This window comes from Pseudoalteromonas sp. LC2018020214, from assembly GCF_016598755.1.
Lineage (GTDB): Bacteria > Pseudomonadota > Gammaproteobacteria > Enterobacterales > Alteromonadaceae > Pseudoalteromonas > Pseudoalteromonas distincta.
On record NZ_CP066804.1, the window covers coordinates 2,689,208 to 2,715,306 of the forward strand.

General features: G+C 40.3%; 19 protein-coding genes and 1 pseudogene. 4 read left to right on the forward strand and 16 right to left on the reverse strand.

Annotated features, from left to right (window positions below; translation table 11 throughout):
- Window positions 1–65 precede the first annotated feature (65 nt).
- Window positions 66–1,364 carry a methyl-accepting chemotaxis protein gene (locus JG479_RS11935; RefSeq protein ID WP_200219392.1) on the reverse strand — a complete coding sequence of 433 codons (1,299 nt, stop codon included), beginning with the start codon at window positions 1,362–1,364 and terminating at the stop codon, window positions 66–68.
- 361 nt (window positions 1,365–1,725) lie between these two features.
- On the opposite strand from JG479_RS11935, the gene JG479_RS11940 reads away from it, so the two are divergent.
- Window positions 1,726–2,931, forward strand: coding sequence for an MFS transporter (locus JG479_RS11940; RefSeq protein WP_154903362.1), 1,206 nt, complete (start codon window positions 1,726–1,728; stop codon window positions 2,929–2,931).
- Window positions 2,932–3,006: 75 nt separating this feature from the next.
- Here JG479_RS11940 and JG479_RS11945 read toward each other — a convergent pair whose 3' ends face one another.
- From JG479_RS11945 to JG479_RS11960, 4 genes are all read right to left on the reverse strand, one after another.
- Window positions 3,007–4,053 (reverse strand): NAD(P)-dependent alcohol dehydrogenase, encoded by a 1,047-nt coding sequence (locus tag JG479_RS11945; RefSeq protein ID WP_002958143.1) that lies wholly within the window; start codon window positions 4,051–4,053, stop codon window positions 3,007–3,009.
- 143 nt (window positions 4,054–4,196) lie between these two features.
- A complete protein-coding gene (locus JG479_RS11950; RefSeq protein WP_024596009.1) occupies window positions 4,197–4,910 on the reverse strand; it encodes a DUF1499 domain-containing protein in 714 nt (237 codons plus the stop codon).
- Between the two features lie 106 nt (window positions 4,911–5,016).
- Window positions 5,017–6,357: a DUF1501 domain-containing protein gene (locus JG479_RS11955; protein ID WP_149603047.1), complete on the reverse strand. Its 1,341-nt coding sequence runs from the start codon at window positions 6,355–6,357 to the stop codon at window positions 5,017–5,019.
- 9 nt (window positions 6,358–6,366) lie between these two features.
- The gene (locus JG479_RS11960) at window positions 6,367–8,274 is read right to left on the reverse strand and encodes a DUF1800 domain-containing protein (protein WP_200219394.1); all 1,908 of its coding nucleotides are present in this window, start codon (window positions 8,272–8,274) and stop codon (window positions 6,367–6,369) included.
- 170 nt (window positions 8,275–8,444) lie between these two features.
- Here JG479_RS11960 and JG479_RS11965 point away from each other — a divergent pair, with 170 nt between their 5' ends.
- Window positions 8,445–8,660 (forward strand): hypothetical protein, encoded by a 216-nt coding sequence (locus JG479_RS11965; RefSeq protein ID WP_138489496.1) that lies wholly within the window; start codon window positions 8,445–8,447, stop codon window positions 8,658–8,660.
- 49 nt (window positions 8,661–8,709) lie between these two features.
- On the opposite strand, the gene JG479_RS11970 is transcribed toward JG479_RS11965, so the two are convergent.
- From JG479_RS11970 to hrpB, 4 genes are all read right to left on the reverse strand, one after another.
- Complete coding sequence (locus JG479_RS11970; protein ID WP_234047856.1) at window positions 8,710–10,275, reverse strand: diguanylate cyclase domain-containing protein; 1,566 nt, start codon at window positions 10,273–10,275, stop codon at window positions 8,710–8,712.
- A gap of 395 nt (window positions 10,276–10,670) precedes the next feature.
- Entirely contained in the window at window positions 10,671–11,015 is a 345-nt protein-coding gene (locus tag JG479_RS11975) for a hypothetical protein (RefSeq protein WP_200219395.1), read from the reverse strand.
- Window positions 11,016–11,030: 15 nt separating this feature from the next.
- On the reverse strand, window positions 11,031–11,495 hold the full coding sequence (locus JG479_RS11980; RefSeq protein ID WP_200219396.1) for a nuclear transport factor 2 family protein: 465 nt from the start codon (window positions 11,493–11,495) through the stop codon (window positions 11,031–11,033).
- Window positions 11,496–11,586: 91 nt separating this feature from the next.
- On the reverse strand, window positions 11,587–14,013 hold the full coding sequence (hrpB, locus tag JG479_RS11985) for an ATP-dependent helicase HrpB (RefSeq protein ID WP_200219397.1): 2,427 nt from the start codon (window positions 14,011–14,013) through the stop codon (window positions 11,587–11,589).
- A gap of 285 nt (window positions 14,014–14,298) precedes the next feature.
- Between hrpB and JG479_RS11990 the strand changes: the two genes are divergently transcribed.
- On the forward strand, window positions 14,299–14,496 hold the full coding sequence (locus JG479_RS11990; RefSeq protein WP_002958133.1) for a CsbD family protein: 198 nt from the start codon (window positions 14,299–14,301) through the stop codon (window positions 14,494–14,496).
- 62 nt (window positions 14,497–14,558) lie between these two features.
- On the opposite strand, the gene JG479_RS11995 is transcribed toward JG479_RS11990, so the two are convergent.
- From JG479_RS11995 to metA, 7 genes and pseudogenes are all read right to left on the reverse strand, one after another.
- The gene (locus tag JG479_RS11995) at window positions 14,559–16,820 is read right to left on the reverse strand and encodes a xanthine dehydrogenase family protein molybdopterin-binding subunit (RefSeq protein ID WP_200219398.1); all 2,262 of its coding nucleotides are present in this window, start codon (window positions 16,818–16,820) and stop codon (window positions 14,559–14,561) included.
- Window positions 16,817–17,314, reverse strand: a complete 498-nt coding sequence (locus JG479_RS12000) for a (2Fe-2S)-binding protein (RefSeq protein WP_007376163.1) — start codon at window positions 17,312–17,314, stop codon at window positions 16,817–16,819. The genes JG479_RS11995 and JG479_RS12000 overlap by 4 nt, the downstream gene beginning before the upstream one ends.
- 187 nt (window positions 17,315–17,501) lie before the next feature.
- Window positions 17,502–17,868, reverse strand: a pseudogene (locus JG479_RS12005) (hypothetical protein).
- Between the two features lie 76 nt (window positions 17,869–17,944).
- Entirely contained in the window at window positions 17,945–19,303 is a 1,359-nt protein-coding gene (locus JG479_RS12010; RefSeq protein ID WP_024593527.1) for a Fic family protein, read from the reverse strand.
- Window positions 19,304–19,458: 155 nt separating this feature from the next.
- The gene (metH, locus tag JG479_RS12015) at window positions 19,459–22,089 is read right to left on the reverse strand and encodes a methionine synthase (RefSeq protein WP_200219399.1); all 2,631 of its coding nucleotides are present in this window, start codon (window positions 22,087–22,089) and stop codon (window positions 19,459–19,461) included.
- A gap of 9 nt (window positions 22,090–22,098) precedes the next feature.
- On the reverse strand, window positions 22,099–23,172 hold the full coding sequence (locus tag JG479_RS12020; RefSeq protein WP_200219400.1) for a homocysteine S-methyltransferase family protein: 1,074 nt from the start codon (window positions 23,170–23,172) through the stop codon (window positions 22,099–22,101).
- Entirely contained in the window at window positions 23,162–24,109 is a 948-nt protein-coding gene (gene metA / locus JG479_RS12025; protein ID WP_002958117.1) for a homoserine O-acetyltransferase MetA, read from the reverse strand. The genes JG479_RS12020 and metA overlap by 11 nt, the downstream gene beginning before the upstream one ends.
- A gap of 222 nt (window positions 24,110–24,331) precedes the next feature.
- Between metA and ettA the strand changes: the two genes are divergently transcribed.
- Window positions 24,332–26,005 carry an energy-dependent translational throttle protein EttA gene (gene ettA / locus JG479_RS12030; protein WP_002958115.1) on the forward strand — a complete coding sequence of 558 codons (1,674 nt, stop codon included), beginning with the start codon at window positions 24,332–24,334 and terminating at the stop codon, window positions 26,003–26,005.
- Window positions 26,006–26,099 lie beyond the last annotated feature (94 nt).

Genomic DNA, 26,099 nt, shown 5'->3' on the forward strand with positions numbered 1-26,099 from the left:
ATTGTCGCACTTTATCAATTTAAAATGTTGTTAGGTGTGTTTAATTTAAAAGGCCATATAATAAATTAAGTATTTAACTCAGCGACTGTTTGAGAAACAATATCAGCCCCTCGCTCAATCTCTTTAATAACCTCAGATACATTCGCAATAAGCTCTCGGCCTTGCTCTGAAGAGTCTGAAACCGACGTAATTTGCCTTGATATATCATTAGTAAGCTCTTGGTTATTTTTAACAACGGTCGCTATTTCATTAGTTGAACTACTCGTGCTGGCTGCAAGTTGCCTTACTTCGTCAGCTACTACGGCAAAACCTCGACCGTATTCACCAGCACGTGCAGCTTCAATTGCAGCATTGAGTGCAAGTAAATTAGTTTGGTCAGCAATGCTGCTAATTGTAGAAACAATGGAGCCTATTACAGCTGATTGTTCATTAAGGTTTTTAATTAAATCAACTGACTTAAGAACTTGGCTTACAATGGCATCGGAGTTTGCAACAGAACTTTGTAATATTTCAGAACCTTTTTTAGCTGTTTGCGCTGTAGCTACCGCCGATTCATACGCGATTGCAGCGGCTTCAGTCACTGCATTATTATTGTGTATACGATCAGTAATATTTGATGCAAACTTAATTATTTTAATTACATTACCTTTGCTATCTAATATTGGGTTATAAGTAGCTTCTAGCCAAATTTCTGAACCGTCGGCGGCAATACGTTTAAATTTTCCTGACTTAAACTGCCCCTGCGCTAATTCATTCCAAAAATGTGGGTTTTTCTCATAAAACACTTCAGTACAAAACATTTTATGATGTTTACCTACAATATCTTTTAAGCTGTAGCCTACTGTTGCTAAAAAGTTTTGATTTGCGCTTAAAATATTACCTTGTGGGGTAAACTCTATTGTAGCCAATGCTTTATCGAGTGCACTAGCTATCGCTTCTTGTGCCTTTCGTTGTATATAACTAGTCGTAATATCAGAGGCTATTTTAATCACTTTAGTGACTACGCCATGCTCTTCTACAGGAAAGTAAGTTGCCTCAAGCCAAAGCTTATCGCCATTAGCTTTGTATCTTAAAAACGATCCTGATTTAGAATCTCCGGTTTTTAATGCTTGCCAAAATTGGCTATATTTGTCTGACTTTGCATATTCAGGCTCGCAAAACATGCGATGATGCTTACCAATTATTTGCTCTTTTGTGTATCCAATTGTTGTTAAAAACAATTGGTTTGCGTCTAATATTATTCCTTCAGGTGTAAATTCAATATAAGCCACATGCTTGTTAATTGCAGACAAGATAGACTCTTTTTGAATTAATTGAAGTTCCAGTTCTTCAATTTTTGCGTTCTTTTGGGAAATACCAAACATATAAAAAACCTTAAGGAGTAAATTAGTAAAAACATTAGCAGAATAACGTTAAACAAATATGTAACTATACTGTAAATATAAGCTCTAAATAACCTTTCGGCGAATATTTAACACCTTATAGATGCATGCTTTATAAATAGTTTTTTTATTTTATAAATTTTAAGTAGTATTTTCTTCTAATTAACATTTTAAAAACCTAACAAAAACACTAATTTATGCATGACTCTGTACTTTTTTTAACTTAAAATAGCACTCTCACAGACTACCCTCTCACACCAAAATTTAAGCATACATATAATATTTTCTATTCAGAATTTATTGTGCTGTTTCACTTTTAAAATTAAATCTTAAGGGATCATCTATGACATCAGATGTAACGTCGGCATCTAGTCAACTTAACAGAACCGCTATTTTACTCGTATTAGCACTTGGCACATTTATTTTAGGATTATCTGAGTTTTCGATGATGCCTATGCTGCCACTAATTAGCGAAACATTTGGCTCAACGCCCTCACAAAGTGGTTATGCAATTAGTGCTTACGCCATTGGTGTTGTAGTGGGTGCGCCTATTTTAATGCTTACCACTGCTAATATGAGAAAGCGCAAAGCATTGCTCATTTTTATAAGCTTAATGTTTATCTCAAACGGGTTAAGCGCGATGGCAACATCGCTTGAGCAGCTTGTAATATTTAGATTTTTAAGTGGCTTACCTCATGGTGCATATTTTGGTGCTGCTATTTTATTAGCATCAGATATTGCTCCAAAAGGTAAGCGTGCTAGCTTTATGTCTAAGGTGTTTATGGGTTTAACTGTGGCTACTATTGTTGGCGTGCCTATAGTTACACTTGTAGGTCAAAATTTAAGTTGGCGTTATTGTTTAGCTGGCGCTGCAGTACTGGCCTTTATTGCTTTTGTTTTTGTTTATAAAGTAGTGCCTAATATCGATAACGCTAAGCCTTCTAACTTACTAAACGAGTTTGGCGTACTTAAAAATAAACTGGTTTGGTCTATTTTGGGTATTGTAATTATTGGCTTTGGCGGGGTGTTTTGTATTTATACTTACATTGCCGACACCATATTAGTGGTAACAAAAACAGCCCCGTATACTATTTCTATCGCAATGGTAATGTTTGGTATCGGTTGTACACTCGGTAACTATGTACTGGGTAAAGCTGCCGATAAATCAGCAATTAAAACGACTGGCCTTGCGCTTGTATGTACTATTGTATTTGCCTTTGCTTATGTAACTGCAAGCCATAATATTTGGGCTCTTTACGCGGTGATCTTCTTTATTGGTTGCAGTGTGGGCTTGGCTACGCTGATTCAAACGCTTTTAATGGACGTTGCGCCCGAAGGCCACGCTATGATTGGTGCCTTAGTACAGTGCGCATTTAATACTGCTAATGCTATAGGTCCTTGGGTTGGCGGAATTGCAATAGCGCAAGGTGCCGCACCTAATCAAACAGGTTACGTAGCAGCTGCATTGTTTTTAGGTGGTTTGGGTATGTGGCTATTAAGTTACTTACAACTAAACAAACAGCAACCAACAGCGCAAGCTACTAATTAACTGAGTTCGAGTTAATTTAAAATACAAAAAGAGCCGCTAATTAGCGGCTCTTTTATTTTTAATTTACCTAGTAAATTAAGCGTTTAACGATGCCATATCAATAACAAAGCGGTATCGTACGTCAGATTTTTCCATACGCTCGTATGCCGTGTTAATTTCGTCAATGTTGATCATTTCGCACTCAGGTAGCACGTTATTTTCACCACAAAAGTCGAGCATTTGTTGCGTCTGTGCAATACCACCAATAAGTGAGCCTGCAATACGACGGCGACCCATTAACAGTGGCACCGTGCTTAGCTCATCCACTGGACCAACTTGGCCAACAATAACTAATGTACCATCTACATCAAGTAGCGGTGTGTAAATAGATAAATCATGTTTTACAGGAACTGTATCTATAATGACGTCAAAGGCTGATTGCGAGTCTTTCATTTCGTCATCATTAGATGACACTAAATAGTGCTGAGCACCCAATTTAACCGCATCATCTTTTTTAGACTCACTACGGCCAATTACCGTAACGCTTGCGCCCATTGCAACTGCATTTTTAACGGCCATGTGACCAAGCCCACCTAGACCAACAACACCAACACGGCTACCTTTTTTTACGCCCCACTTATGAAGTGGCGAATACGTAGTAATACCTGCACAAAGTAGCGGTGCAACGCGTGAAAGGTCTAAATTTTCTGGTACAGAAAGTACAAATTCTTCGCGTACAACAACATGTTTAGAATATCCACCTTGGGTCATTTCACCACTAACGCGGTCTTTGCCTGCGTAAGTACCAACCATGCCTTCGCGGCAAAATTGTTCTTCGTCGTTATCACATTGATCGCAACTTTGGCACGAATCAACCATACAACCAACAGCAACCGTGTCGCCTTGCTTATATTTTTTAACGTCGCTACCTACCGACATAACTTTACCAACAATTTCGTGCCCTGGTACTAGCGGGTAGTCACTGCCACCCCAATCATTTCGTACGGCGTGTAAATCTGAATGGCACACACCACAGTATAAAATTTCAATTTCTACATCGTTATTTCGTAAATCGCGGCGCTCAAAAGAAAATTCTGTAAGTTCAGAACCTTGGCTTTTTGCTGCATATCCTACTGTTTTCATAATAACTCCATAGTGGTTAAAAATTTAAATCATCAACAGCATAGTCCATAGCCCGTGAATAGAACCTGACAATATAAAATAGGCACAAAAAAAGCCCAAACAGTGTTTGGGCTCAATCATTAGTACTAGGGCGCTAAATTTAATTATTTTGCAAGTAAGCTGTTTAGTTCATTAATAATTGAATGAATGCGCTCTGCATTTTTCCCTAAATCACTACGCCCTACTCGCGACTTACTACGAATATCAACAAAACGTTGGCTGCCTTCATCTTTAATACGAATTACCACATCGTCTTTAAAACCAAACCATGTTGTTGTATCAGTAGCTTCTACAATACCTGTAGCCGTGTTTGCACTTACTACTGCAAAACCAAGATTTTTAACTGCTTGTTCGCTTGCTGCCATCAAATCGGCTTTAGATTGTGCAAAGCTTAACGTTGCCAGTTCAGGGTATGCTTTGCGTTGCTGTACTGCCGTTTCTTCACCCGCGTACTCTACTGGATTTGGTGCTTCAGCACGTAGTGGCGCAATTGCTACAAATTTTGGTGGGTTAACTAAATCTGTTGAAATATCATGAATTGCCGGTACGCTTTTAGCTTTGTTCATCATATTAAGTGGCATAGCAATAGCCACAACCGAAAACACAAGCGCAATAACACCACTGCTTAGCGTTAACGTTTTACGCATAAATAACGCTTGTACTATAAGTAGCACCAATGCAGCGCCACCAGCGTAAACACCAAATTTAAAACCAGCAAACGCAGTTCCTAGCTCTACAATACCAAATTTATACAAAGGCCCTGGCAGTATGACGAGTAAAAAGGCGATTAGACTAACTAAGCTCACTAAAACTTTCATTTTATGATTCCTATATTGTGTGATTTTTATTATTAAAACAATTAAGCACTATTAACCAGTAGCTTATACTACTAACAAGTGCTTTTAGATTACTATTAGCGACTAATTACACAAAAAAGTCCAATGTTGTGTGATCAAAGTTACTCAAGTTTGGAAAAATATCAACAAGCTCAGAGCTTGGCACACCAAACCACTGAGCCAGTGTGGCAAAGTACTGCTCATTAGCAACACTTGGAATTAAACGCCCGCCACCGGTATCTTGTGGGCCATCCAAATGTTGAGTTAATAGCTCGCCATATATATTGCCGCCTTTTACTGCGCCGCCCATTACTATTTGGTTTCCTGCCCAACCATGGTCAGTGCCATCGCCATTTGAGGTCAACGTGCGACCAAAATCAGACATAGTAAACGTAGTCACTTTATCAGCCATATCAAGCTCTTTCATCGCACTATCAAATTCACTTAACCCTTGAGCTAACGTATTTAATAAAGCAGGGTGCGTTGTTAATTGGTTGTCGTGGGTATCATACCCCCCCATAGAAACAAAAAACACTTGGCGTTGAGTACTCAATTTTGCCTGTACGCTAATTGTTTTAGCAACGGCGGCAAGTTGCTCACTAAGGCTATTATCGCTAAATGGGGTAATAAGTGCAGGCGCGCTTTCTAACGCGCTGTTCATTGCTTGAGTGTTATTTATCGCACTTGTTAAGCCATTGGCATAAGCTGTACTTAACGGATGGCTCGTATTGCCTAGTAAGCGGTTCATAATAGCGGTTACGTGCTCGCTACGAGGTTGATACCCTCCAAACGCGTTAATACTACTAATGCCGCTTTTGTTAAGCGCAAATGCATTGCTAGCACTTCCCGTTTGCCATAAATTAGTACCGTCGAGTGATACATTAGCTGCAAACTCATCTTGTAACTCTAAACGATCTAAAAGTCGTGCGCCCCACCCGCTATTAAGTGATTGCTTTTCTCGACCATACATCCACGCAGCTTGCTGATCGTTATGCGAAAACAAATGCTTAGGCAAACCTATTGTTTTATTTTTATAGTCATTCAATGTTGTGGGAGCGAGTAAAGTACCTACCCCACCTATAAATGCTAAATTTTGGGATTCAAATACATTTTGTATAGGTTCAAGTGAAGGATGAATACCGACTCCACCGGCAAACTGGCTTTTAATGCTTAGCTCAAGTGGGCTCTCTACCGCTAGGTTTTGCCTGCTTTGCTCATACAAACTCCGTTGCTCGCCTTCAAGCGGAACGAGCATATTTAACGAATCATTCCCCCCGTATAAATACACACACACTAATGCTTTGTAATCACCTAGCTCAACAGCATTAGTCGCTCCAGTTAATGCTTGTAATTGCAGGCTCGTTAACGCGGCAGCCGATACGCTGCCTTTTACACATAACGACAAAAACTCTCTTCTATTAATGCTCATTATGCGCTCCTAATACTGCACGTTGAATTCAGGTGAAATAGCAATCATATATAATAAATACGAAACCCGTTCACGGTATTGCTCTTCATTAAAGTAGGCATCTAAATCAAGTAATGCTTGGCGTGTGTCACTGCTCATTGCGCCTGCAAAATATAGCGTGTTGTACTGAGTTAATAGCGCGTTAACACCGTTTTTCTCTAAAACATTCATGTCGTCTTGAATATAAACATAAATACCATTTGAATTTAAATCACTGTGTGCTTCAGCGGTACTCCACACTAAACTTGCGTAAAGCGCATTCATGGTGCCAATCAGTGTTGCATCGTTTGCTATTTGCAACTCTGGCGCAACAATACCTTCATTTCGCAAAGCTGCGGTTTGATAATCAGGCCTAAAAAAGTTAAATACCGAAGCCGACTGCATGGGTCCTTGCCCGTAGCTATTTATTAAATTCCATGTTTTATAGTAACCAGCCAAAGATTTAGCATCGAGATTTCGCCAAAACTGTACGGTTTTTAAAATAGGCTCTTTAATTTTACCTTGATAGTTAAGCACTGAGCCAAAGTGGCGAGCTTCATCATCTAAATATATAGCCTTTACTACAGCCGCTAAATCGCCGCGTACACCGGCGCCATTATCAATAAATATATTAGCTACTCGTTCAACGTATTGGGGGGTTGGATTTGACGTAATTAATCGCTGAATAAGTTGCTTAGTAATAAATGGCGCAACATTTTGATGGTTAAATAAATTATCGAGCGCTATTTGCAATGACTCTTCTGCTGTATAACCTTGTGGTATAACCTCGCCATTTAGTAAGGTTTTTTGTTTACTAGAATGATACTCGTCAAATGCTTCCATTGGCTTAATATAGTCACGACTTTTACGCTTAAATGTTTCACTATCGGCAAACGTCCAACCAGTAAATACGCGTGCAAAACCCTCTATTTCGACCTGTCCGTAAGTAGCAATAGTATTACCTTGTGCATCAAGCTTAGCGCTGCCGTCTAGGTTTAGCTCTTCAAGGCCAATAGTAAATAACTGCATTACTTCACGTGCGTAATTTTCGTCTGGGCGAATATTAAGTGCATCGTCTGCTTTTTCGTTAGCCAAATGGCTTAAGTAAGTTCCCATAATAGGCGAAAGCGTGACATCTTCGAGTAAGTCACGATAATTACCAAAGGCATGCTTTAGTAGCAAATCGTAATAAGTGATCATGCCCTCAGGTTGCCCTCTTAAGGCACTGTTTTCATCCGACACTACTAATATTTCACTTAACGCAAATGCAACACGTTGACGAAGTTGATCGTCACTTTGCATTACTGCCTTCCACCATGCGTCTATGCGGCTTATGTATTTAAAGTCGTCATCGTCATTTAACTTTACTAAATAATCACGGTGATAATTAATAGGTAGCGCTATTTGCTTATCAAGCCATTGCTGCTCGCTTAATCCTTGTGCGTTTTGTATTTCACTAAGCTTAGGTCCCATTGTTGCTTGGTGTAGTAACCGTGCGGCGCTAATGTCATCCATATTATTACGTGCAGTAAAGCTTAGCGTTTTTACACTGCTTGCCCCTTCGTTATCGGTTGCTGTGACCGAAAAAGCGTAATCAACAGGCTTATAACTTTGCGCATTTAGCAGTGTTACTGAAGTAGTTGATGCCTCTAAAGGCCCACTAATTAGTTCAGGCCCTTGCGTTTGTTGCCATACAACAGATGTAATAGTGCCGTCTTTATCACTGGCTGTTGCTGTTAGCTCAATTGTTTGCCCCTTACTTAATTCACTAGGAATATCAGCGACTGACAAAATGGGGATTTTATTTCCGTTAACGGTTGGCGTATCATCGGAGCCTGAACCACCGCAAGCGCATAGTATAAAAACCGAGCTTGCGATAAGAGCAAATTTATAATGCATGTAAAGTCGTCATCATTTGTTAATTAAAGTACGTTAGTGTGTACCGAGTTTAATGCATTTATTGAAACACAAAATTTACAATTTAACTCTTTATTTTTTGTAACCGAATCATGAACGCCCCATTAATAATGCGCTAGCAGCTGGGGTAAACAGCCAGAGCTTTATTATTTATGAAAACAGAAATTCGCTATTGTTTTGAATCATCACAAGTTGCTAACCGGTTTTTACACGAGCTCAAAGACTGGCCGGTTAACGATGTAAAAACACGACTTTTTAATGGCGGCGATAGTGTAAAAGTGACATACGAATACGACGAAAGTGGTTTTGATTACACTTGCGCCGAACTTGATGACCTTGCACATAGCCATGGCGGGAAAGAGGTTTGAGCGTTTAATAATAAAAAACAGCTGATGCATCTTTAATAATTGACTTAAATTATATAGATTTGATTGATGTTTTATCTCTACCTGAGTTTTTCGCTTCGTAGAGCATTATGTCGGCTTCTTTAATTAGTGATTGAATAGACACATTATTACCACTTAAGGTTTCTTTTGTAGCAAATACACACCCAGCACTAATTGTTAAATATTTACGTACAGGCGACGCTTCATGAGGTAAATTTAACTCCCGAACCGCCAAAAGCAATTGCTGAGATATATTTACAAACTCTTCATAAGAAAGCTCTTTAAAGAATAATATGAACTCTTCGCCGCCATAGCGCGCAACTGTTCCTGTGTTTTGCTTTGCCATTTTTTGTAATTTACCAGCTAGGAGCTGTAAAGCGTTGTCTCCGCCTTGGTGACCATAAAAATCGTTATAATTTTTAAAGTGATCTACATCAAGTAATATTACTCCAAAGGCATTTTGTTGCTGTTGAGCCTGCTCCCACTGAGCCGCTATAATTTCATCAAAGGCACGCCTGTTGTAAATTTGGGTTAACCCATCAATTTTACTTATTTTTTCGAGCTTAGAATTTTGCTCTTTTACTTGTTTAATTAACGCATTAAAACCGCTAATTAAAACGCGCATTTCTAAAAATTGATTAGTGAACCTCAAAGGCTGTAAATCGTTTTTAACCAACATTGAATTAATAGCGGACGCACCACTAATAAGCGGTTCAATAAAATAACGATTTACAATATAAAAACCTAATAATGACATTACAAAAAACATTAACAAAATAAGCTTTAAATAATGATCAAATAAAACTGGCAGTGTTTGGTGATGGTGCTTAATGTTCAAAGCAAGCAATGGCTTACCATTTACATCTAGAATCACCCTCTTCCTTTGAGTGGCAATGTCCTCTTCTTGGAGGCTCCCTTTAAGCGTCGCAATATCGTTTAAAGAACTACCGTGTGCTATTTGTGTATAGCTAAGCTCCACTTGTGCAATTTCCGCTAAGGATTTGATCAACGACGGTCTTACTTTTTTTATAAAAACAATACTACCAACAGGCTCACCTGTTTTATCTGTTCGCTTTATTACATGCGATGCAAACATAACAGGGCCGCCCGCTGTTTGTAAAAAACCAGAATGGCTTAAACTATTGTCGTCATTAGCAGCTTTTGGATTAGGAATAATTGCGCGGTTTAATTTATTAACCTGTAAATCTAAATCAGGCGCATCAAACTCCGTATGCTTCATATAATCATACGCTTGTCCGTACACCATATTAAAGTTTACATCGTAGATAAACACACCATCAATTTTGAGAGAATAGAAGGTATCCCCTACAAAGTTTGAATCTACATATTCTGCGTCAAAATCTGCCATATAATTATAGGTATCATCCCATACGGCGTAGTCATAATTGAGTGTTTCTAAAAATATAAACTCTTTATCAAGCGCAATTTTAAGACTCAGTAATTCACGATTTTGATAATCTTCAATACTAGTGTTTATAGTCGGCAGGCTAAAAAAATAGCGATACCCAACTAATAAACTTGTTACAAAGCACATTAAAATTAAAGTACCTATTATTACAAAAAATCTTAATGTCATAGTCTCTATCTAATCGTGTAGAATTAAGTCAAAGTAGCTTACGTTTTATGTTTTAGACTTCTGCATCTAAATTATAAATAATTAGCTTCTTACTAAAGCGTAGTATAAATTCATGAGCAGGAATAAACAAAGCTTACTATTAAGTTTTATAGCGTTAAAACTTTAGCACTTTCAATAATATATTTAATATAGACATAAAATCATACCAATTCGCTTAATTAAGTGGTCTATTTTGAGGGCAGAAAAACGTGTTGATAGCTAGGCAAAAAATTCGCTATTTAGTTGTTCTAAATGAGCATTTTTTAACGCAGGTAGCGACACGTTTAGCCCTGCAAAATGATTAAGTATTATTGCGAATTGGTATTACACATTTAATGTAATACAAAAAGCTGGAACTATTTCGCTACCGAAACTTCCACTTTCGATGAAGATGTACTCGCAAGTTCCAGTACTTCATAATAATTTAAGCCATCAATTTTTTTACCAATAATAAAGTAATTCATTTCATTCATCATGGTTGGGTCGCCTAAAACATCTTCTGCGCTTTGCACATCAGAAAATTGAATTGTAATTAAGGCGCCTATAAAGCGCATTAAATCTTGAGATTTTAATGTCTTTAAAACTTTATTAACTCCGGCCTGAGTTGACTCAGGTGTAGAACCATCAAATCTAAAATCACTTTTTGTACTAGCGCATGCACTAAGCATTAATATTGATAATGCGATAAGTAAATGTTTCATATATATCCTTATTTGTTATTCGTGATACTTGCGGATCATCGCCACTTTACCGTTTTCAACTTCTATTACTTCCATCATTGTGGAGGTGTATTCTATTGGCTGCTTACTTTGCGGGTGAATGCCCTTTGCATAACTCTTATAACGAATAGCAAAGCCCGTATTGTTAAACACAAATGTATTAAGCAGTGTGCTTTCAAACAACGTGTGTGCACCTAAGTAAAAACTCATACCTTTGCGCATCTGCTTTTTACCATCAGGAATACGTGAGTCATCCGGTTGATACGGAATGTGCTGATTGCCAATATCATCGGTTAACAATGCAAGGTAAGCCTCAAGCTCTTTAGCACCTGCGTTAGGTGCTTGTGTGGCGGTCATTGTTTTATAATACTGCTGCGCAAACGCATTTAAGTCGAGTGGCTTTTCAGCATACGCCGAAAAAGCAGTTACTAAAGCCAAACCTAATGTTAAAAGTAACCTCATTGACTATTCCCTGTAGCTAAAAATATTTTATAGGTACATTACCTTAGTAAGTTCAATAATCAAACAAAATCAGTTTTAAGTAAATTAACACCTACATTTTGCTCTTTACTCTATTTGTTGCAACGCTGTTGGCAGGGTCGTCTGGCCAAAAATGTTTAGGATAGCGGCCTTTCATTTCCTTTTGCACATCGCGGTAACTGCTAGCCCAAAAGTGGGCTAAATCTTGAGTAAGTTGCAATGAACGTTTACCTGGCGATAGCAGCTCCATAAGCAATGGCAATTTACCGTTGGCAAGCATAGGCGTACTGGTCAAGCCATAAACTTCTTGCATACGCACGCTTAGCTTTGCGGGGCCATCAAGTTGGTACTCTATCTTTATATTTGAGCCACTGGGCACCGTTAAACGCAGAGGTAACAAAGCTTTTAACGTGGTTTGTTGTTGCCAATCAAAGCAGTTTTGTAATGCTTCAAAGTAGTTAAACTTTTTAAGCTGCGTGAGCGTTTTAATATCTTCTAAAAACACGCCTAGCCACTGCGCTGCATTTTGAATAAGTTGTTGCTCGTTTATCTGCGGGAATTTATCGGGCATTAAATTACTTGCTAGGCTCATACGTATCAGCAATTGTTGCGCATCAGGTTGCTCGTTAAATAATGCAAAACCGTGTTTAGCAAATAAGTTAAGCCACGCTTTAGCGCGCTCGCCCTTATCTAGTTTTTGTTTACTAGGCTGGCTGCTGAGCGTTATAGCCCCGAGCTTTACTTCATCTTGATGAATAAAGCGCGCTGATTTTTCATCAAACTCACAACGAGTAAGTTCACTAAATAAATGCGGTAAAAATTCTTGTAACTCAAATGGGTTAAGCGCAGTGGCTGTAAATATACGCCCGCCTTTGTGCCCGCCCATGGTTGCTATAGCTAAGTAATCGTCGTTGTGCCAGTAATCTGCATTTAACTCAGCACCTGCACCATTGGCAAGTAGGTAACCATTACCGCGTTTTTTAGCGATGCGATCGGGGTATGCCAATGCCACTAGCAAACTAATATAATGCGTATTTAATTCGCTGTTTTCGTCTTTTACTTTTAAGCGGCTTTGCCAATATTTTAACTGTTGTTTAAATACCGGATGCGGACGTTGCTGCTGGCTATGCAGCGCTAAACTCAACTCGTTTGCGCTATTTACTCGGCTCTCAAGTAATGCCACTAAATAAATAGCGAGCCTAAAAATACCAGGGAGTTGGTCATCAAGTATTTGTGCTTTTAATAGCATATGCGCCAAACGAATATCAGCACCAAAACCTAACATTTTACTGCCAAGCGGTGTGAGCTTACCTTTGCTATCAATAGCTTCAAGCATATTAAGCAGGTTACTTGCTTGTTCGCATTGCTGCTCAGTGGGCTTATCGAGCAAGGTTAGCTCATCAATACTGGCTCCCCACTGCTTTGCCTCAAGCATGAGCTGGCTTATGTCTGATGTGAGTATTTCGGGATTGTCGTGGCTATTACGTCGCTCAAAGGTTTGCTTTGAGCCAATTCGATAAACAATGCCCGGCTCTATACGTCCTGCACGCCCTGCACGCTGCACAGCAGATGAGCGCGATATACTTTGTGTTGTGAGCTCTGTAACCCCTGTTTTTAAATTAAAGGTGGCTGCACGGCGCTTGCCGCTGTCAATTACAATGCGTATGCCTTCAATAGTTAAACTGGTTTCGGCTACATTGGTGGTTAGCACTACTTTGCGCATGCCGTTTGGTGCAGGAGCAATAGCAGCTTGCTGATTAGCTTTATCTTGCTCGCCAAATAGCGTTGCAACTTGGCAGTTACTGGGTAAATCGCTCAGTGCTTGTTGCACGCGTAGTATCTCAAACTGCCCAGGTAAAAACACCAATACGCTACCTGTTTGCTCATTAAGTGCTTGTTTTATTATGTTAGGAATTGCATCAAGCCAGCGGCTTTCATCTTTTATGGGTATGTATATTTCGTCTATTGGGTAGCTGCGACCGCTTGATTGAATTACAGGGCAGTCAAAAAACGCTGTATAACGCTCAGTATCAAGAGTTGCCGACATAAGCATAATGGTTAAATCTTCACGCAGCGCACTTTGGGTCTCGAGCGCAAAGGCAAGTGAGGTATCGGCTGCAATTGAACGCTCATGAAATTCATCAAATATCAGTAAATCAATATCGCTTAATTCGGGGTCGTTTTGCAACATGCGCGTTAACATGCCTTCGGTGACTATTTCGAGGCGCGTATTAGCGCTTACTTTACTCTCGCCCCTAATCCGCAAACCCACACTTTGCCCAACACTCTCGTTTTGGCACTTTGCTAAGTAACTTGCAATATTACGTGCAGCTAAACGGCGAGGCTCTAGCATTACAATACGTTTAAAATGCCCGTCACGCATGAGTTGTAGCGGCAACCACGTAGATTTACCCGCACCAGGCGGTGCTTGTAATAACGTAATAGGATTACTTTGTAATGTAGTAACGAGTTGTTGATATATGTCTTGAACCGGCAGCACAGCTATTTACCCAAAATTGCTTTGTGTGCATTGTAACAAAAACCAAAAATAAACGCGCCGCTAAAGCTATGTGGTTATAAAGGATTTAATTAAGGGTTACATAATCAGAAATAATTACAGACCGCTCTGTACATTTTTTAAGGATGTGCTCAAAACATTAATCATTACTGCCTCAATAAAAACATAACACCATGATTATAAATGCAAAATAAAAATTTAACTTATTGGTACACGCCTTGCTCCTTTTATACTGAACGTTAATTAAATCTAAGTAAGGAGAAACTTATGAACAGCGATCGTATGAAAGGTAATTGGAACGAACTTAAAGGTAAGGCTCAACAAAAATGGGGCGATCTTACTGACGACGATTTAGACAAAATTGAAGGTAGCCGTACAGAGCTAGTTGGTAAAATTCAGCAGCAGTATGGTAAATCTAAAGAAGAAGCAGAGCGTGAAGTTGATGAGTTTGAAAAAACTCATTAATCGTTAACTTCTAAAAAAACCGCCATTTGGCGGTTTTTTTGTTTAAGCTGTAGGTTATTTAGCTACGCTTTTAATTGGTTACCAATCGGTAACTGCCTAATACGCTTTCCGCACGCTGCAAAAATAGCATTACATAATGCTGGCGCATAAACTGGTGTAGATGGCTCGCCTACCCCTGCTGGTGGTGCATCGCTTTGTACAATTTCAACGTCAACTTCAAGTGGTGAGTCGCTCATACGCGGTACGCGATAATCATGAAAGTTACTTTGCTGCACGCGGCCTTTATCAAAGGTAATACCATCGCTGATTGCAGTTGTAATCCCGTAAATAGAGCCACCTTGGGTTTGGTTTTTAACGGTGTCAGTGTTTACAACCGTACCAGCATCAATGGCAACCCACGATTTAATTACGTTTAAATCGCCAGCATCCGACACTTCTACTTCAACTACCGTAGCTACGTAAGTTAAAAAGCTTCTGTGTGCTGCTATGCCTAAACCTCGCCCTTTAGGAAGCTCTCGCCCCCATTTACTCATGTCAGCTACTTTTTCAATAACATGGCGCAGTCTGCCAATATCTAAAGGGTAAACCTCTTTATCGCCACCGTAATTATCGTATGTGGCATTTTGCTCTGTTACATCAACAATACGACTCGGACCTATAGTGTCTAGTAAATAGTCTTTTTGGTCGCGACCGGCTTTGTGCGCTGCTTCGCCAATAAATGACTGAATAGCAAAGGCATGAAAAATATTTGATACAGAGCGCATCCAACCAATTCGTGCTTTGGCAGGCGCATCACCGTTTTCTAACTTCATATTAGGTGTGTTAATTGGGTTATCGGTAAACCCTAAGCGCAGTTCAAAGCTTCCTGGCGTAGTCGCCCCTTCTGAAAAGGTAGAGGTAATTGGTGAAAATGCGGTGCGGTGTAAATAAGATTCTATTGCGCCATTTTTATCTAGCGATGCTTCAATGTGCTGAGCCGAAACCGCATGGTAAAAACCATGTTGTATGTCGTCTTCACGCGTCCATTGCACACGAATAGGTTTGCCTACTTTCATTGAAAGGTAAGCTGCTTCTGCTGAAAAGTCAGGTTTTGACTTACGCCCAAAGCCGCCTCCTAACATGGTAACGTGAACATTAATTTTGCTCTCATCCATGCCAAGCATTGCCGCCACTGTTTTCATATCGGCTTGTGGATTTTGCGTAGCAGCCCATATATCAACACTATCTTTGTTGTACATAGCTGTTGCACACGGCGGCTCCATTGGTGCTTGAGCAAGATGCGGCGCGTAATAATCAGCTACGAGTTTATTGCTCGATTTAGCCAACACGCCCATGGCATCGCCTTTATCACGTATGTTTGCCTGTGGAGTTTGTACTGTTTTTAGTAATGACTTTTTAAATTCTTTTGAATTGTAATCGCCATTTTTGCCATCATCCCACACTACTTTTAATGCTTTACGCCCTTGCCATGCAGCCCATGTGTTTTTAGCTATAATCGCAATTCCGCCTTTTGGCTGAAACTGCGGCGCGCCTTTTGGTGCAGGTATTTCAATAACATCTATAACGCCGTTTATCGCTTTTGTAGCACTGGCATCAAATGACTTAACAACACCGCCTACCACTGGCGGGCGTTCAATTATAGCCACCAGCGCTTGTGGTTCGCGTACATCGGCTGCAAATATAGCTTTACCTGTTACTAAATCGGCTAAATCTATGTGCGCCATGCCAGTATTAATGTAGCGCCATTCTTTGCGTGTTTTAAGTGTTAGTTTGTCAGCTTCTGGTGGCGTTATTGTAAGCGCTAAGTCGATTAAATCTTTATAAGTAAGCGATTTACCTGAGATGTGTGTAACAACGTGTTGATTGGCTGTACAGGTCTGCGGGTCAACGTTCCAATATTTAGCGGCAGCGTGCTGCATCATATAACGCACACTTGCGCCCATTTCACGCAGGCGCTGCATGTTGTAGCGAATACTGCGCGAGCCATCGGTATTTTGATCGCCATATTTAGGGTCGCCCTTACCCTGAATAACAATAACCTTATCCCACGCGGCTTCCATTTCATCGGCAACTATTTGTGCAATCGCGGTGCGAATTTGCTGACCCATTTCAGAGCGATGGCAGGTTATTTCAACCATGCCGTCTGGGCGCAGTGCAATAAATAAGTTTGCGCGTTTTGCCAGCTCAGATGGCTGCTCTAATACACCCGCAAATGCTCTTGGCGCACTGCCTACAAAATAAGTACCAAGTACCAATGCACCTATTGCACTGGTTTTTAAAAACTTACGGCGGTTTAAATCAAAGTATTTGTTATCTTGGTTCATACTTCTTCCCCTTGTTCATTTGGGTCAAAATATTGAACACTCGCCATTGTTTTAGCAGCTGATTTAATTGCTTTATGAATACGCGGGTATGTACCACAACGGCAAATATTTCCCGACATATTACTTACTATTTCATCGTCGGTTGGGGTTGGGTTTGCTGCTAATAAGCTTGCAGCTTGCATCATTTGGCCGCACTGGCAAAAACCACACTGCGGTACTTTATGCTCAACCCATGCTTGTTGCACTGGATGGTCGCCCTGCTCGCTTAGCCCTTCAATTGTCGTAATTGAACGCCCTGCTGCTGCCGCTACAGGCAATACACACGAGCGCTGAGCTACCCCATCAATATGCACGGTACACGCACCGCACTGTGCCATACCACAGCCAAATTTAGGCCCAGTTAAATTCAATTCGTCTCGGAGATACCATAATACTGGCGTTGACGGATCGCCAGAAAACTCATGTTTATTACCATTAATGGTAAGCGTGATCATACTAAACTCCTTGGCAAAGCGCTTTACAGGAGGGTTCCTTGTTGCGCGAGAACTATTTTTAATTACTTACTATTTTATACTTACTACTTTTAGCCTACCACTTAGATCTGTTTTATAAAAATACTAATTATTAGAACGTTTTACTGTTAAAAACAGATCTACATTATCAAGCATACTAAAACATACATTAATGAGTACTTATAACATCTTCAAATAGTAATCGCTCATCGTCTTTATAAACTTCAAGCCAACCTGGTGGTGATGTATCACAGCCAATAATGGTTACATGTAGTATGTAACTATAACGCCCATTTTTAAACGTATAATGGTGATTACCGCCAGTGCCACTAACCGTTACATCGCCGTTAAATAAAACCATATCAGGCTTATCCTTTAAGCGGGTAACGAATAAGTGCAGCAATTACAGGTTTATCGTGATCTGCAAAGGCTGCAATAACAGGTAAAACGAACTCGTGATATTTTTGCTCAAGAGCAAATGTGCTAGATGTAAAAAGTAGGCATAACCACGACATGATGTGAATAAAAAACTTCATTTATAGTCCTTTTTTGAAGCCCCCTAAAAAACCAGAGCTACATCCACGAAAAATAAAAGTATTAACTTATATTGTATTAACTTTTCCATGACTCAATTATTTTTTTCTGGCTCAACATACTGTAAACCCACTCCCTACCCTGTTTTTCTTTTTTAAATAAATTTAGCTCAACTAAACCATTTAAAACATTTGATGCAGTATTATAAGCGCATCCTAAATTTTCTTTTACATTCATTGCAGTAAATTGGTGTGCGACTCCACTTCTTGCGACTTGGAAAACAGTTTGTTGCTTATCGTTTAACTTTCTATATAAACCAGATTCCCAAAGCCATTTATTAAAAGTTTCTGCATCCTTAAGAGTATTTTTATAGGATTCTTTAAACTGACTTATTGCACGTATAACGACACTGCACTGATAGTCTATAAAGTATGTTAGATCCATATTATCTGTTTCACTATAAAGGTAGCTTTTACCATATTTGATTGGAGCTGACTTTAAAAGTACGCTGATAGCTATATATCTAAATGCTGCAAAGTCATTTTTAAACATATACCAATAGAATAAAGCTCTGGCAACCCTCCCATTACCATCTCTGAATGGATGCTCATAACCAATAACAAAATGTAATGTGATAGCTTTTATTAATGGATGAAAATACTCTTTATTATCAACATCATGATGACATTCATTTACCCACTTTGATAATTCTTTAATACGTTTTGTTAAACCTTCTGCTGGTGGAGGGATATGAACTGTCACTCCTTCAGAATCAACAACTTCAACGTCATTTGTAACTCTAAATACACCGGGAGTGTAATTATCATTATCAATATTTTCGACGCCTTCTTGGTGGATAGAAAGTATTAAATCAATCGACAAGTCTCTGTGTCTATTATCCCAAGCAAACTTCATCATCTTAAAGTTTCCAACAATCATTTTTTCGTCTGGAGATCTTGGCTTTCTTTTTCTTTTCAGCAAGTCCTTTGCTACTTTAGTTGTTGTTGCAGCTCCCTCAAGCTGGCTGCTACTTATAGCCTCATCCTCAACTAAATCATTTAGTAAATATTCTAAATGCTTTTCTTCACCAATCTTACTGCACATCCACTCTAAGGAAGCGCTAGTTGTGTTTCTGTCTGTTTCTGAAAGTGCTTTTTGGATTGTAGGTGTTAAGTAAAACTTACAATTTTTTGATGGAAAACCTACTGATATGATGTGTCTCAATTGCCTATCTCTGGCAAGCTTGACGATAGACCATGATATTTTTTGATCTAAGTTTTTTGGTAGACGATACTTAAAGTCATCAAAATGTAAATAACGACCTTTTGTATCTACGGGTGAAAATAGCTCTAAGTAATCTTCTAATTTATTAGGCTCTTTTTCTGCTATGAGTTGAAAAGGGTTTTTTATTAATTCTTGCGGTGGTTTATTTACCATTTTAATCTCAAAAAGTAGCAATATTGAAATAAGAATAAACTAATTCATTAACCTTGTCTCACTTTATGTATAAATTGAAATATAAAACACAAAAAACGAGCCTAATTTGGCTCGTTTTTTGTTTTAACTGATAGCTAGAAACTAACCGTTTCGCTTTACTCCGGATCATACCCCAAATTAGGCGATAGCCATCTTTCAGCTTCTTCCACCGTCATATTGGTTCGTTTAGCGTAGTCTTCTACTTGATCGCGTTGTACTGCGGCTACGGCGTAGTATTTAGCCTCAGGGTGTGAGAAGTACCAACCCGAAACAGCAGCACCTGGCCACATGGCGTACGAGCTAGTTAGCTGCATACCAATGCGTTTTTCGGTGTCGAGCAACTGCCAAATTTTCTTTTTCTCAGTGTGCTCTGGGCACGCAGGGTATCCTGGCGCAGGGCGAATACCTTGGTAGTTTTCGCGAATTAGCTCATCGTTACCGAGATTTTCATCGGGTGCAAAACCCCAATACTCTTTACGTACTTGTTCGTGCAGGTATTCGGCAAAGGCTTCGGCGAGCCTGTCGGCAACCGCTTTAACCATTATTTTGTTGTAATCGTCTTGCTGTGCGTCAAACGCATTTGCTAAGTCGTCTTCTTCTAGGCCGCCCGTTACTGCAAACGCGCCAAAGTAATCAGGCGTGCCTTTTGGTGCTATGTAGTCGGCTAGGCAATAATTAGCAAAGTCGGTTTTTTCGGTTTGCTGGCGTAAATGGCACGAAGTAGTTAATACTTCTTTGCGTGTTTCGTCGGTGTATATTTCTATGTCGTCCCCAACGCGGTTAGCAGGAAATAAACCAATTACGCCAAGTGGTTGCAAACTGCCTGCTTTTTCAAGGTCGTCTAACATATCGTTAGCGTCTTTAAATAAGCTTTGCGCTTGCTCGCCTACTACTTCATCGTCCATTATGCGCGGGTATTTACCGGCAATTGACCACGTCATAAAATATGGCGTCCAATCTATGTATTTACGCAAAGTCGCGATTGATACATTTTTAAACTCGGTGACGCCCAGCTTTTTAGGCACTGGTGGTGTGTAGTTATCCCAATCAAGCTTTGCTGCGTTATCGCGTGCGCGCTGGATTGTAACAGGCTTAGAGCGTGGTTTTTTACGCGCTTGTTGCTCGCGTACTTTTACATATTCAGCTTTAGTTTTAGCTAAAAAGTAAGGTTTAATGTCTTTTGATAATAAGTTTGAAACCACACCAACTGCACGGCTTGCGTTATTTACATACACAACGCCTTTATCATATTGCGGCTCAATTTTTACTGCGGTGTGCGCTTTAGAGGTTGTTGCACCACCAATAAGTAGCGGCAGTTCAAAACCACGGCGTTTCATTTCTTTTGCTACGTGCACCATTTCGTCAAGCGATGGGGTAATTAAGCCCGATAAACCAATAATATCGGCCTTTTCGTCGATGGCGGTTTGCAGTATTTTATCAGCAGGTACCATTACGCCTAAATCAATAACTTCGTAGTTATTACATTGTAGTACCACGCCTACAATATTTTTACCTATGTCGTGTACGTCGCCTTTTACGGTCGCCATCACTATTTTACCATTGGTTGAACCTTCTTCTTTTTCGGCTTCAATAAATGGGTCTAGGTAGGCTACGGCTCGTTTCATTACGCGCGCCGATTTAACCACTTGTGGTAAAAACATTTTACCTGCGCCAAATAAATCACCTACCACGTTCATGCCATCCATTAACGGCCCTTCAATTACGTGAATAGGTTTATCGGCAGCAGCGCGGCACTCTTCGGTATCTTCATCTATAAAGGTAGTAATGCCTTTTACAAGCGCGTGCTCAAGGCGTTTTTCTACAGGCCATGTGCGCCATTCTAAATCTTCTACTCGCTCGGCTTGTGCCATACCAGAGTATTTTGGTGCAAGCTCTACTAAACGCTCGCCTGCACCTGGGTCTGTGTTAAGTATTACGTCTTCAACGGCTTTACGAAGCTCTTCTGGAATGTCGTCGTAAACGGCGAGTTGCCCTGCATTTACAATGCCCATATCCATACCCGCTTTTATGGCGTGGTATAAAAATACCGAGTGAATAGCTTCACGTACTGGGTTATTACCCCTAAATGAAAACGATACATTTGACACCCCGCCCGACACTTTACAGTGCGGTAAGTTTTGTTTAATGCGGCGTGTGCCTTCAATAAATTCTACAGCGTAGTTGTCGTGCTCTTCTATACCGGTGGCTACGGCAAATATATTAGGGTCGAATATAATATCTTCTGGTGGAAAACCAATGTCTTCTACTAATATTTTGTAGCTGCGGGCACATATTTCATATTTGCGGTCTGCTGTATCAGCTTGCCCGTCAGTATCAAACGCCATTACAACGGCAGCTGCACCAAAACGTTTTATTATTTTAGCTTGGCGAATAAACGGCTCTTCGCCCTCTTTTAGCGATATAGAGTTAACAATGGCCTTACCTTGAATACACTTTAGGCCTGCTTCTATTACTTCCCATTTAGAGGAGTCGACCATAATGGGTACGCGTGAAATATCAGGCTCTGAGGCTATTAAGTTTAAAAACTTAACCATCGCGGCTTTTGAGTCCAACATGGCTTCGTCCATGTTTATATCAATAACCTGTGCGCCATTTTCTACTTGTTCGCGGGCCACTGTTAGCGCGGCTTCAAAGTCTTCTTCCATGATTAAACGTTTAAACATGGCAGAACCGGTTACATTGGTACGTTCGCCGACATTAGTAAATACTGCTATTTGTTGGGTCATGTTGGCTCCTTAATTTAAGTTACAGGCTTCAAGGCCTGATAAACGCATGCGTACTTCAAGCTCTGGCAATTGGCGTGGTTTAACGCCCGCTAGACCTTTTGCAAAAGCACGAATATGCGCAGGCGTGGTGCCACAACATCCACCTACTATATTAATAAAGCCCGATTTACCCCAATCGATAATTTCGGCTGCCATTTCAGGCGCTTCTAAGTCGTATTCACCAAACTCATTAGGCAAGCCCGCATTAGGGTGTACCGATGTAAAGGTTTCGCACACGCGCGAAAGCTCTTCTACATATTGGCGCAGTAAATCAGGGCCAAGCGCGCAGTTTAAACCAATCGAAATAGGCTTAATATGGCGAATAGAGTTATAAAATGCTTCGGTTGTTTGCCCCGAAAGCGTACGTCCAGAGGCATCGGTAATAGTCCCCGAAATCATAACTGGTAATTTACGCCCTGCTTGCTCAAAGGCTTCTTCTACGCCAAACGAGGCGGCTTTTGCATTAAGCGTGTCGAATATAGTTTCGATTAGTATTAAATCGGCGCCGCCTTCCATTAATGCAAGGGTAGACTCTACATACGCAGTAACTAGCTTATCAAAGGTAACGTTTCGGTAACCCGGATCGTTTACGTCTGGCGAAATTGAACACGTTTTAGAGGTCGGCCCTAAAACACCGGCTACATAGCGCGGTTTTTCTGGCGTTTTAGCCGTAAATTCATCGCAAATTGCGCGTGCTAATTTAGCCGACTCTAGGTTTATTTCACGGCTTAGGTTTGCCATGTCGTAATCTTCCATCGAAATAGTGGTCGAGTTAAACGTGTTGGTTTCAATAATATCGGCGCCCGCTGATAAAAAACCACGATGAATATCAGTGATTAAGTCGGGCTTGGTTAGGCTTAATAAATCGTTATTGCCTTTAATTAATACATGCCAGTCTTTAAAACGCTCTCCGCGATAGTCTTCTTCTTCTAGCTTATGATCTTGGATCATGGTGCCCATAGCGCCATCTAAAATTAAAATGCGTTCTTTTAATGCGGCACTTATTTCGGCTTGTTTATTATTTCTAGGCGCGTTATTCGGCATAGTTGTTAGTCCTCACGTCTTGGCTAACTAAATTAATATCATACGGTGTGGTTTGGTACACGTAGTAATTTAACCAGTTCGAAAAAAGTAAAAAAGCATGGCTTTGCCACGTTTTTGAAGGTTGTTTGGTTGCATCGTCATCCGGAAAGTAATTTTCGGGCTTTGGTGCATTAGGGCTTTTTTTACAATCGCGCTCGTATTCTGCTTTTAGCGAGTCGGCGTCGTACTCTGGGTGGCCGGTTATAAACACTTGGCTACCTGATTTATTTTTAAGTAAGTAAGCCCCTACTCGCTCAGAACCTGCCAGTACAACGAGCTCTTCACAGGCGTTTATTTTATTTATATCAATATGGCCGTAGCGTGAGTGCGGTACTAAAAAGGTATCGTCGAATCCGCGAGTCAGTGCACCGTGATCAAAATAACACTGGTGAGTAAATACGCCACACAGTTTATCGTCTTTTAAATCGCGTTTTAAATTGTAACGGTGATATAACGCTGCATGCGCTGCCCAACACGAAAATAACGTAGAGGTAACGTGTTGCTCAGCCCAATCAATAATGACCTTTAGCTCATCCCAATACGCTACATCGTCGTATTCTAAATGGGCAAGTGGCGCACCAGTTACTATTAATGCATCGTAATTGTTGTCTTTAACCTCAGAAAAATAACGGTAAAAGGTATCAAGGTGCTCTTCTGAATTGCTGCTACTGCGGTGAGTGTCGAGGCGCAGTAGTTCTACGTTTACTTGCAAAGGCGAATTGGCAAGCAAACGAATAAACTGAACTTCGGTTTCTACTTTATTAGGCATCAAGTTTAAAATAGCCAAACGCATTGGGCGTATTTCTTGCGTTTTTGCACGACTTTTTGGCATTACAAATACGTTTTCTTGACGTAAACGTGCAATTGCCGGCAACTCGTCTTTTACTGTAATTGGCATACTTTACTCCTGCTCATAAAAACCGAGGCTTAATTATGAACTGAAAGTAAAAAATATCAACCTCTAGATGTATAGATGTCCAAATGAAATTTATTCATGATTTTATACTTTACTTACAAGCATGCTTTGGTGCTTTAAAACCCGCCATTCGTTGACTGTTTCACCTGTCAGCCACTACAATACAACATTGAAATTTTTATTATTATTTGAAGGCTTTCCTCCATGGTTTTACCTGATAAATTTATATTCTCGATGAGTCGAGTATCTAAGGTTGTGCCACCTAAGCGCACTATCTTAAAAGATATTTCGTTGCACTTTTTTCCTGGCGCTAAAATTGGTGTGCTTGGTTTAAACGGTTCTGGTAAATCTACGTTACTGCGTATTATGGCCGGTGTTGACCAAGATTTTGAAGGTGATGCACATCCTCAGCCTGGTACTAAAATTGGTTATTTACCGCAAGAACCTATTTTAGACGAAAGTAAAACAGTACGTGAAACTGTTGAAGAAGCTGTTGGCGAAGTTAAACATGCACTTAAACGTCTTGACGAAGTGTATAACGAATACGCCATGGAAGACGCTGACTTTGACGCACTTGCAAAAGAGCAAGGCGAGCTTGAAGCTGTTATTCAAGCGCACGATGGTCATAACATCGACAACGTTTTAGAACGCGCAGCTGATGCACTTCGCCTGCCAGAGTGGGATGCTAAAATTGAGCACCTTTCAGGTGGTGAGCGTCGTCGTGTTGCTATATGTCGATTATTACTTGAAAAACCAGACATGCTTATTCTTGATGAGCCTACTAACCACTTAGATGCTGAGTCGGTTGCATGGTTAGAGCGCTTCTTACACGATTACGAAGGCACTGTTGTGGCAGTAACGCATGACCGTTACTTCCTTGATAATGTAGCTGGCTGGATATTAGAGCTTGACCGTGGTGAAGGTATTCCATGGGAAGGTAACTACTCTTCTTGGCTTGAACAAAAAGATGCGCGCTTACAGCAAGAACAAAAATCTGAAAAAGCACGTCAAAAATCAATTGCGCAAGAACTTGAATGGGTTCGTTCAAACCCTAAAGGTCGTCAAGCTAAGTCAAAAGCACGTATGGCTCAGTTTACTGAAATGCAGCAGTCTGATTACCAAAAACGTAACGAAACTAACGAGATGTTTATCCCACCTGGTCCGCGTTTAGGTGACCAAGTACTTGAAGTAACTAATCTTCGTAAGAGTTTTGGCGATCGAGTTTTAATTGATGACTTAAGCTTTAGCATGCCAAAAGGTGCCATTGTGGGCATTATTGGCGCGAATGGCGCGGGTAAATCAACGCTGTTTAAAATGATAAGCGGTGAGCAAACGCAAGACAGCGGTAACATCAGCGTTGGCGAAACAGTACACCTAGCTACTGTTGATCAATTCCGCGACGGTATGGACGAAAGCAAAACTGTTTTCCAAGAAATATCAGACGGACAAGACGTACTGAAAATTGGTAACTTTGAGTTCCCAAGCCGAGCATATGTAAGTCGCTTTAACTTTAAAGGTAACGATCAGCAAAAGTTTGTTAAAGACCTATCAGGTGGGGAGCGTAACCGCTTACACCTTGCTAAGTTATTAAAAGCTGGCGGCAATGTGTTACTACTCGATGAGCCAACCAATGACTTGGACGTTGAAACACTACGTGCACTGGAGAACGCTATTTTAGAGTTCCCAGGTTGTGTAATGTGTATCTCGCATGACCGTTGGTTCCTTGACCGTATTGCTACACATATTTTAGATTACCGCGATGAAGGTCAAATTAACTTCTTTGATGGTAACTACACTGAATATGAAGAGTGGCTTAAAAAGACCCTAGGCGCTGAGGCAACTCAACCTAAACGTATTAAATACAAAAAAATTGGCTAAAAATATTGGTTAATTTTATGTTTGTATAACTTAAGCCCTGCACTTTGCAGGGCTTTTTTATGCCACCAGCATTACAGGAGCACATCTTGCTAGC

Excerpts from the sequence above, each read along its gene's own strand:
- JG479_RS11980 (WP_200219396.1), bottom strand. The coding sequence starts at position 11,495 with ATGAGGTTACTTTTAACATTAGGTTTGGCTTTAGTAACTGCTTTTTCG.
- JG479_RS11955 (WP_149603047.1), bottom strand. The coding sequence starts at position 6,357 with ATGAGCATTAATAGAAGAGAGTTTTTGTCGTTATGTGTAAAAGGCAGC.
- JG479_RS11935 (WP_200219392.1), bottom strand. The coding sequence starts at position 1,364 with ATGTTTGGTATTTCCCAAAAGAACGCAAAAATTGAAGAACTGGAACTT.
- JG479_RS11965 (WP_138489496.1), top strand. The coding sequence starts at position 8,445 with ATGAAAACAGAAATTCGCTATTGTTTTGAATCATCACAAGTTGCTAAC.
- JG479_RS11995 (WP_200219398.1), bottom strand. The coding sequence starts at position 16,820 with ATGAACCAAGATAACAAATACTTTGATTTAAACCGCCGTAAGTTTTTA.
- metH (WP_200219399.1), bottom strand. The coding sequence starts at position 22,089 with ATGACCCAACAAATAGCAGTATTTACTAATGTCGGCGAACGTACCAAT.
- JG479_RS11970 (WP_234047856.1), bottom strand. The coding sequence starts at position 10,275 with ATGACATTAAGATTTTTTGTAATAATAGGTACTTTAATTTTAATGTGC.
- JG479_RS11990 (WP_002958133.1), top strand. The coding sequence starts at position 14,299 with ATGAACAGCGATCGTATGAAAGGTAATTGGAACGAACTTAAAGGTAAG.
- JG479_RS12010 (WP_024593527.1), bottom strand. The coding sequence starts at position 19,303 with ATGGTAAATAAACCACCGCAAGAATTAATAAAAAACCCTTTTCAACTC.
- JG479_RS11960 (WP_200219394.1), bottom strand. The coding sequence starts at position 8,274 with ATGCATTATAAATTTGCTCTTATCGCAAGCTCGGTTTTTATACTATGC.
- JG479_RS12020 (WP_200219400.1), bottom strand. The coding sequence starts at position 23,172 with ATGCCGAATAACGCGCCTAGAAATAATAAACAAGCCGAAATAAGTGCC.
- JG479_RS11975 (WP_200219395.1), bottom strand. The coding sequence starts at position 11,015 with ATGAAACATTTACTTATCGCATTATCAATATTAATGCTTAGTGCATGC.
- JG479_RS11940 (WP_154903362.1), top strand. The coding sequence starts at position 1,726 with ATGACATCAGATGTAACGTCGGCATCTAGTCAACTTAACAGAACCGCT.
- JG479_RS12000 (WP_007376163.1), bottom strand. The coding sequence starts at position 17,314 with ATGATCACGCTTACCATTAATGGTAATAAACATGAGTTTTCTGGCGAT.
- JG479_RS11945 (WP_002958143.1), bottom strand. The coding sequence starts at position 4,053 with ATGAAAACAGTAGGATATGCAGCAAAAAGCCAAGGTTCTGAACTTACA.
- JG479_RS11950 (WP_024596009.1), bottom strand. The coding sequence starts at position 4,910 with ATGAAAGTTTTAGTGAGCTTAGTTAGTCTAATCGCCTTTTTACTCGTC.
- ettA (WP_002958115.1), top strand. The coding sequence starts at position 24,332 with ATGGTTTTACCTGATAAATTTATATTCTCGATGAGTCGAGTATCTAAG.
- metA (WP_002958117.1), bottom strand. The coding sequence starts at position 24,109 with ATGCCAATTACAGTAAAAGACGAGTTGCCGGCAATTGCACGTTTACGT.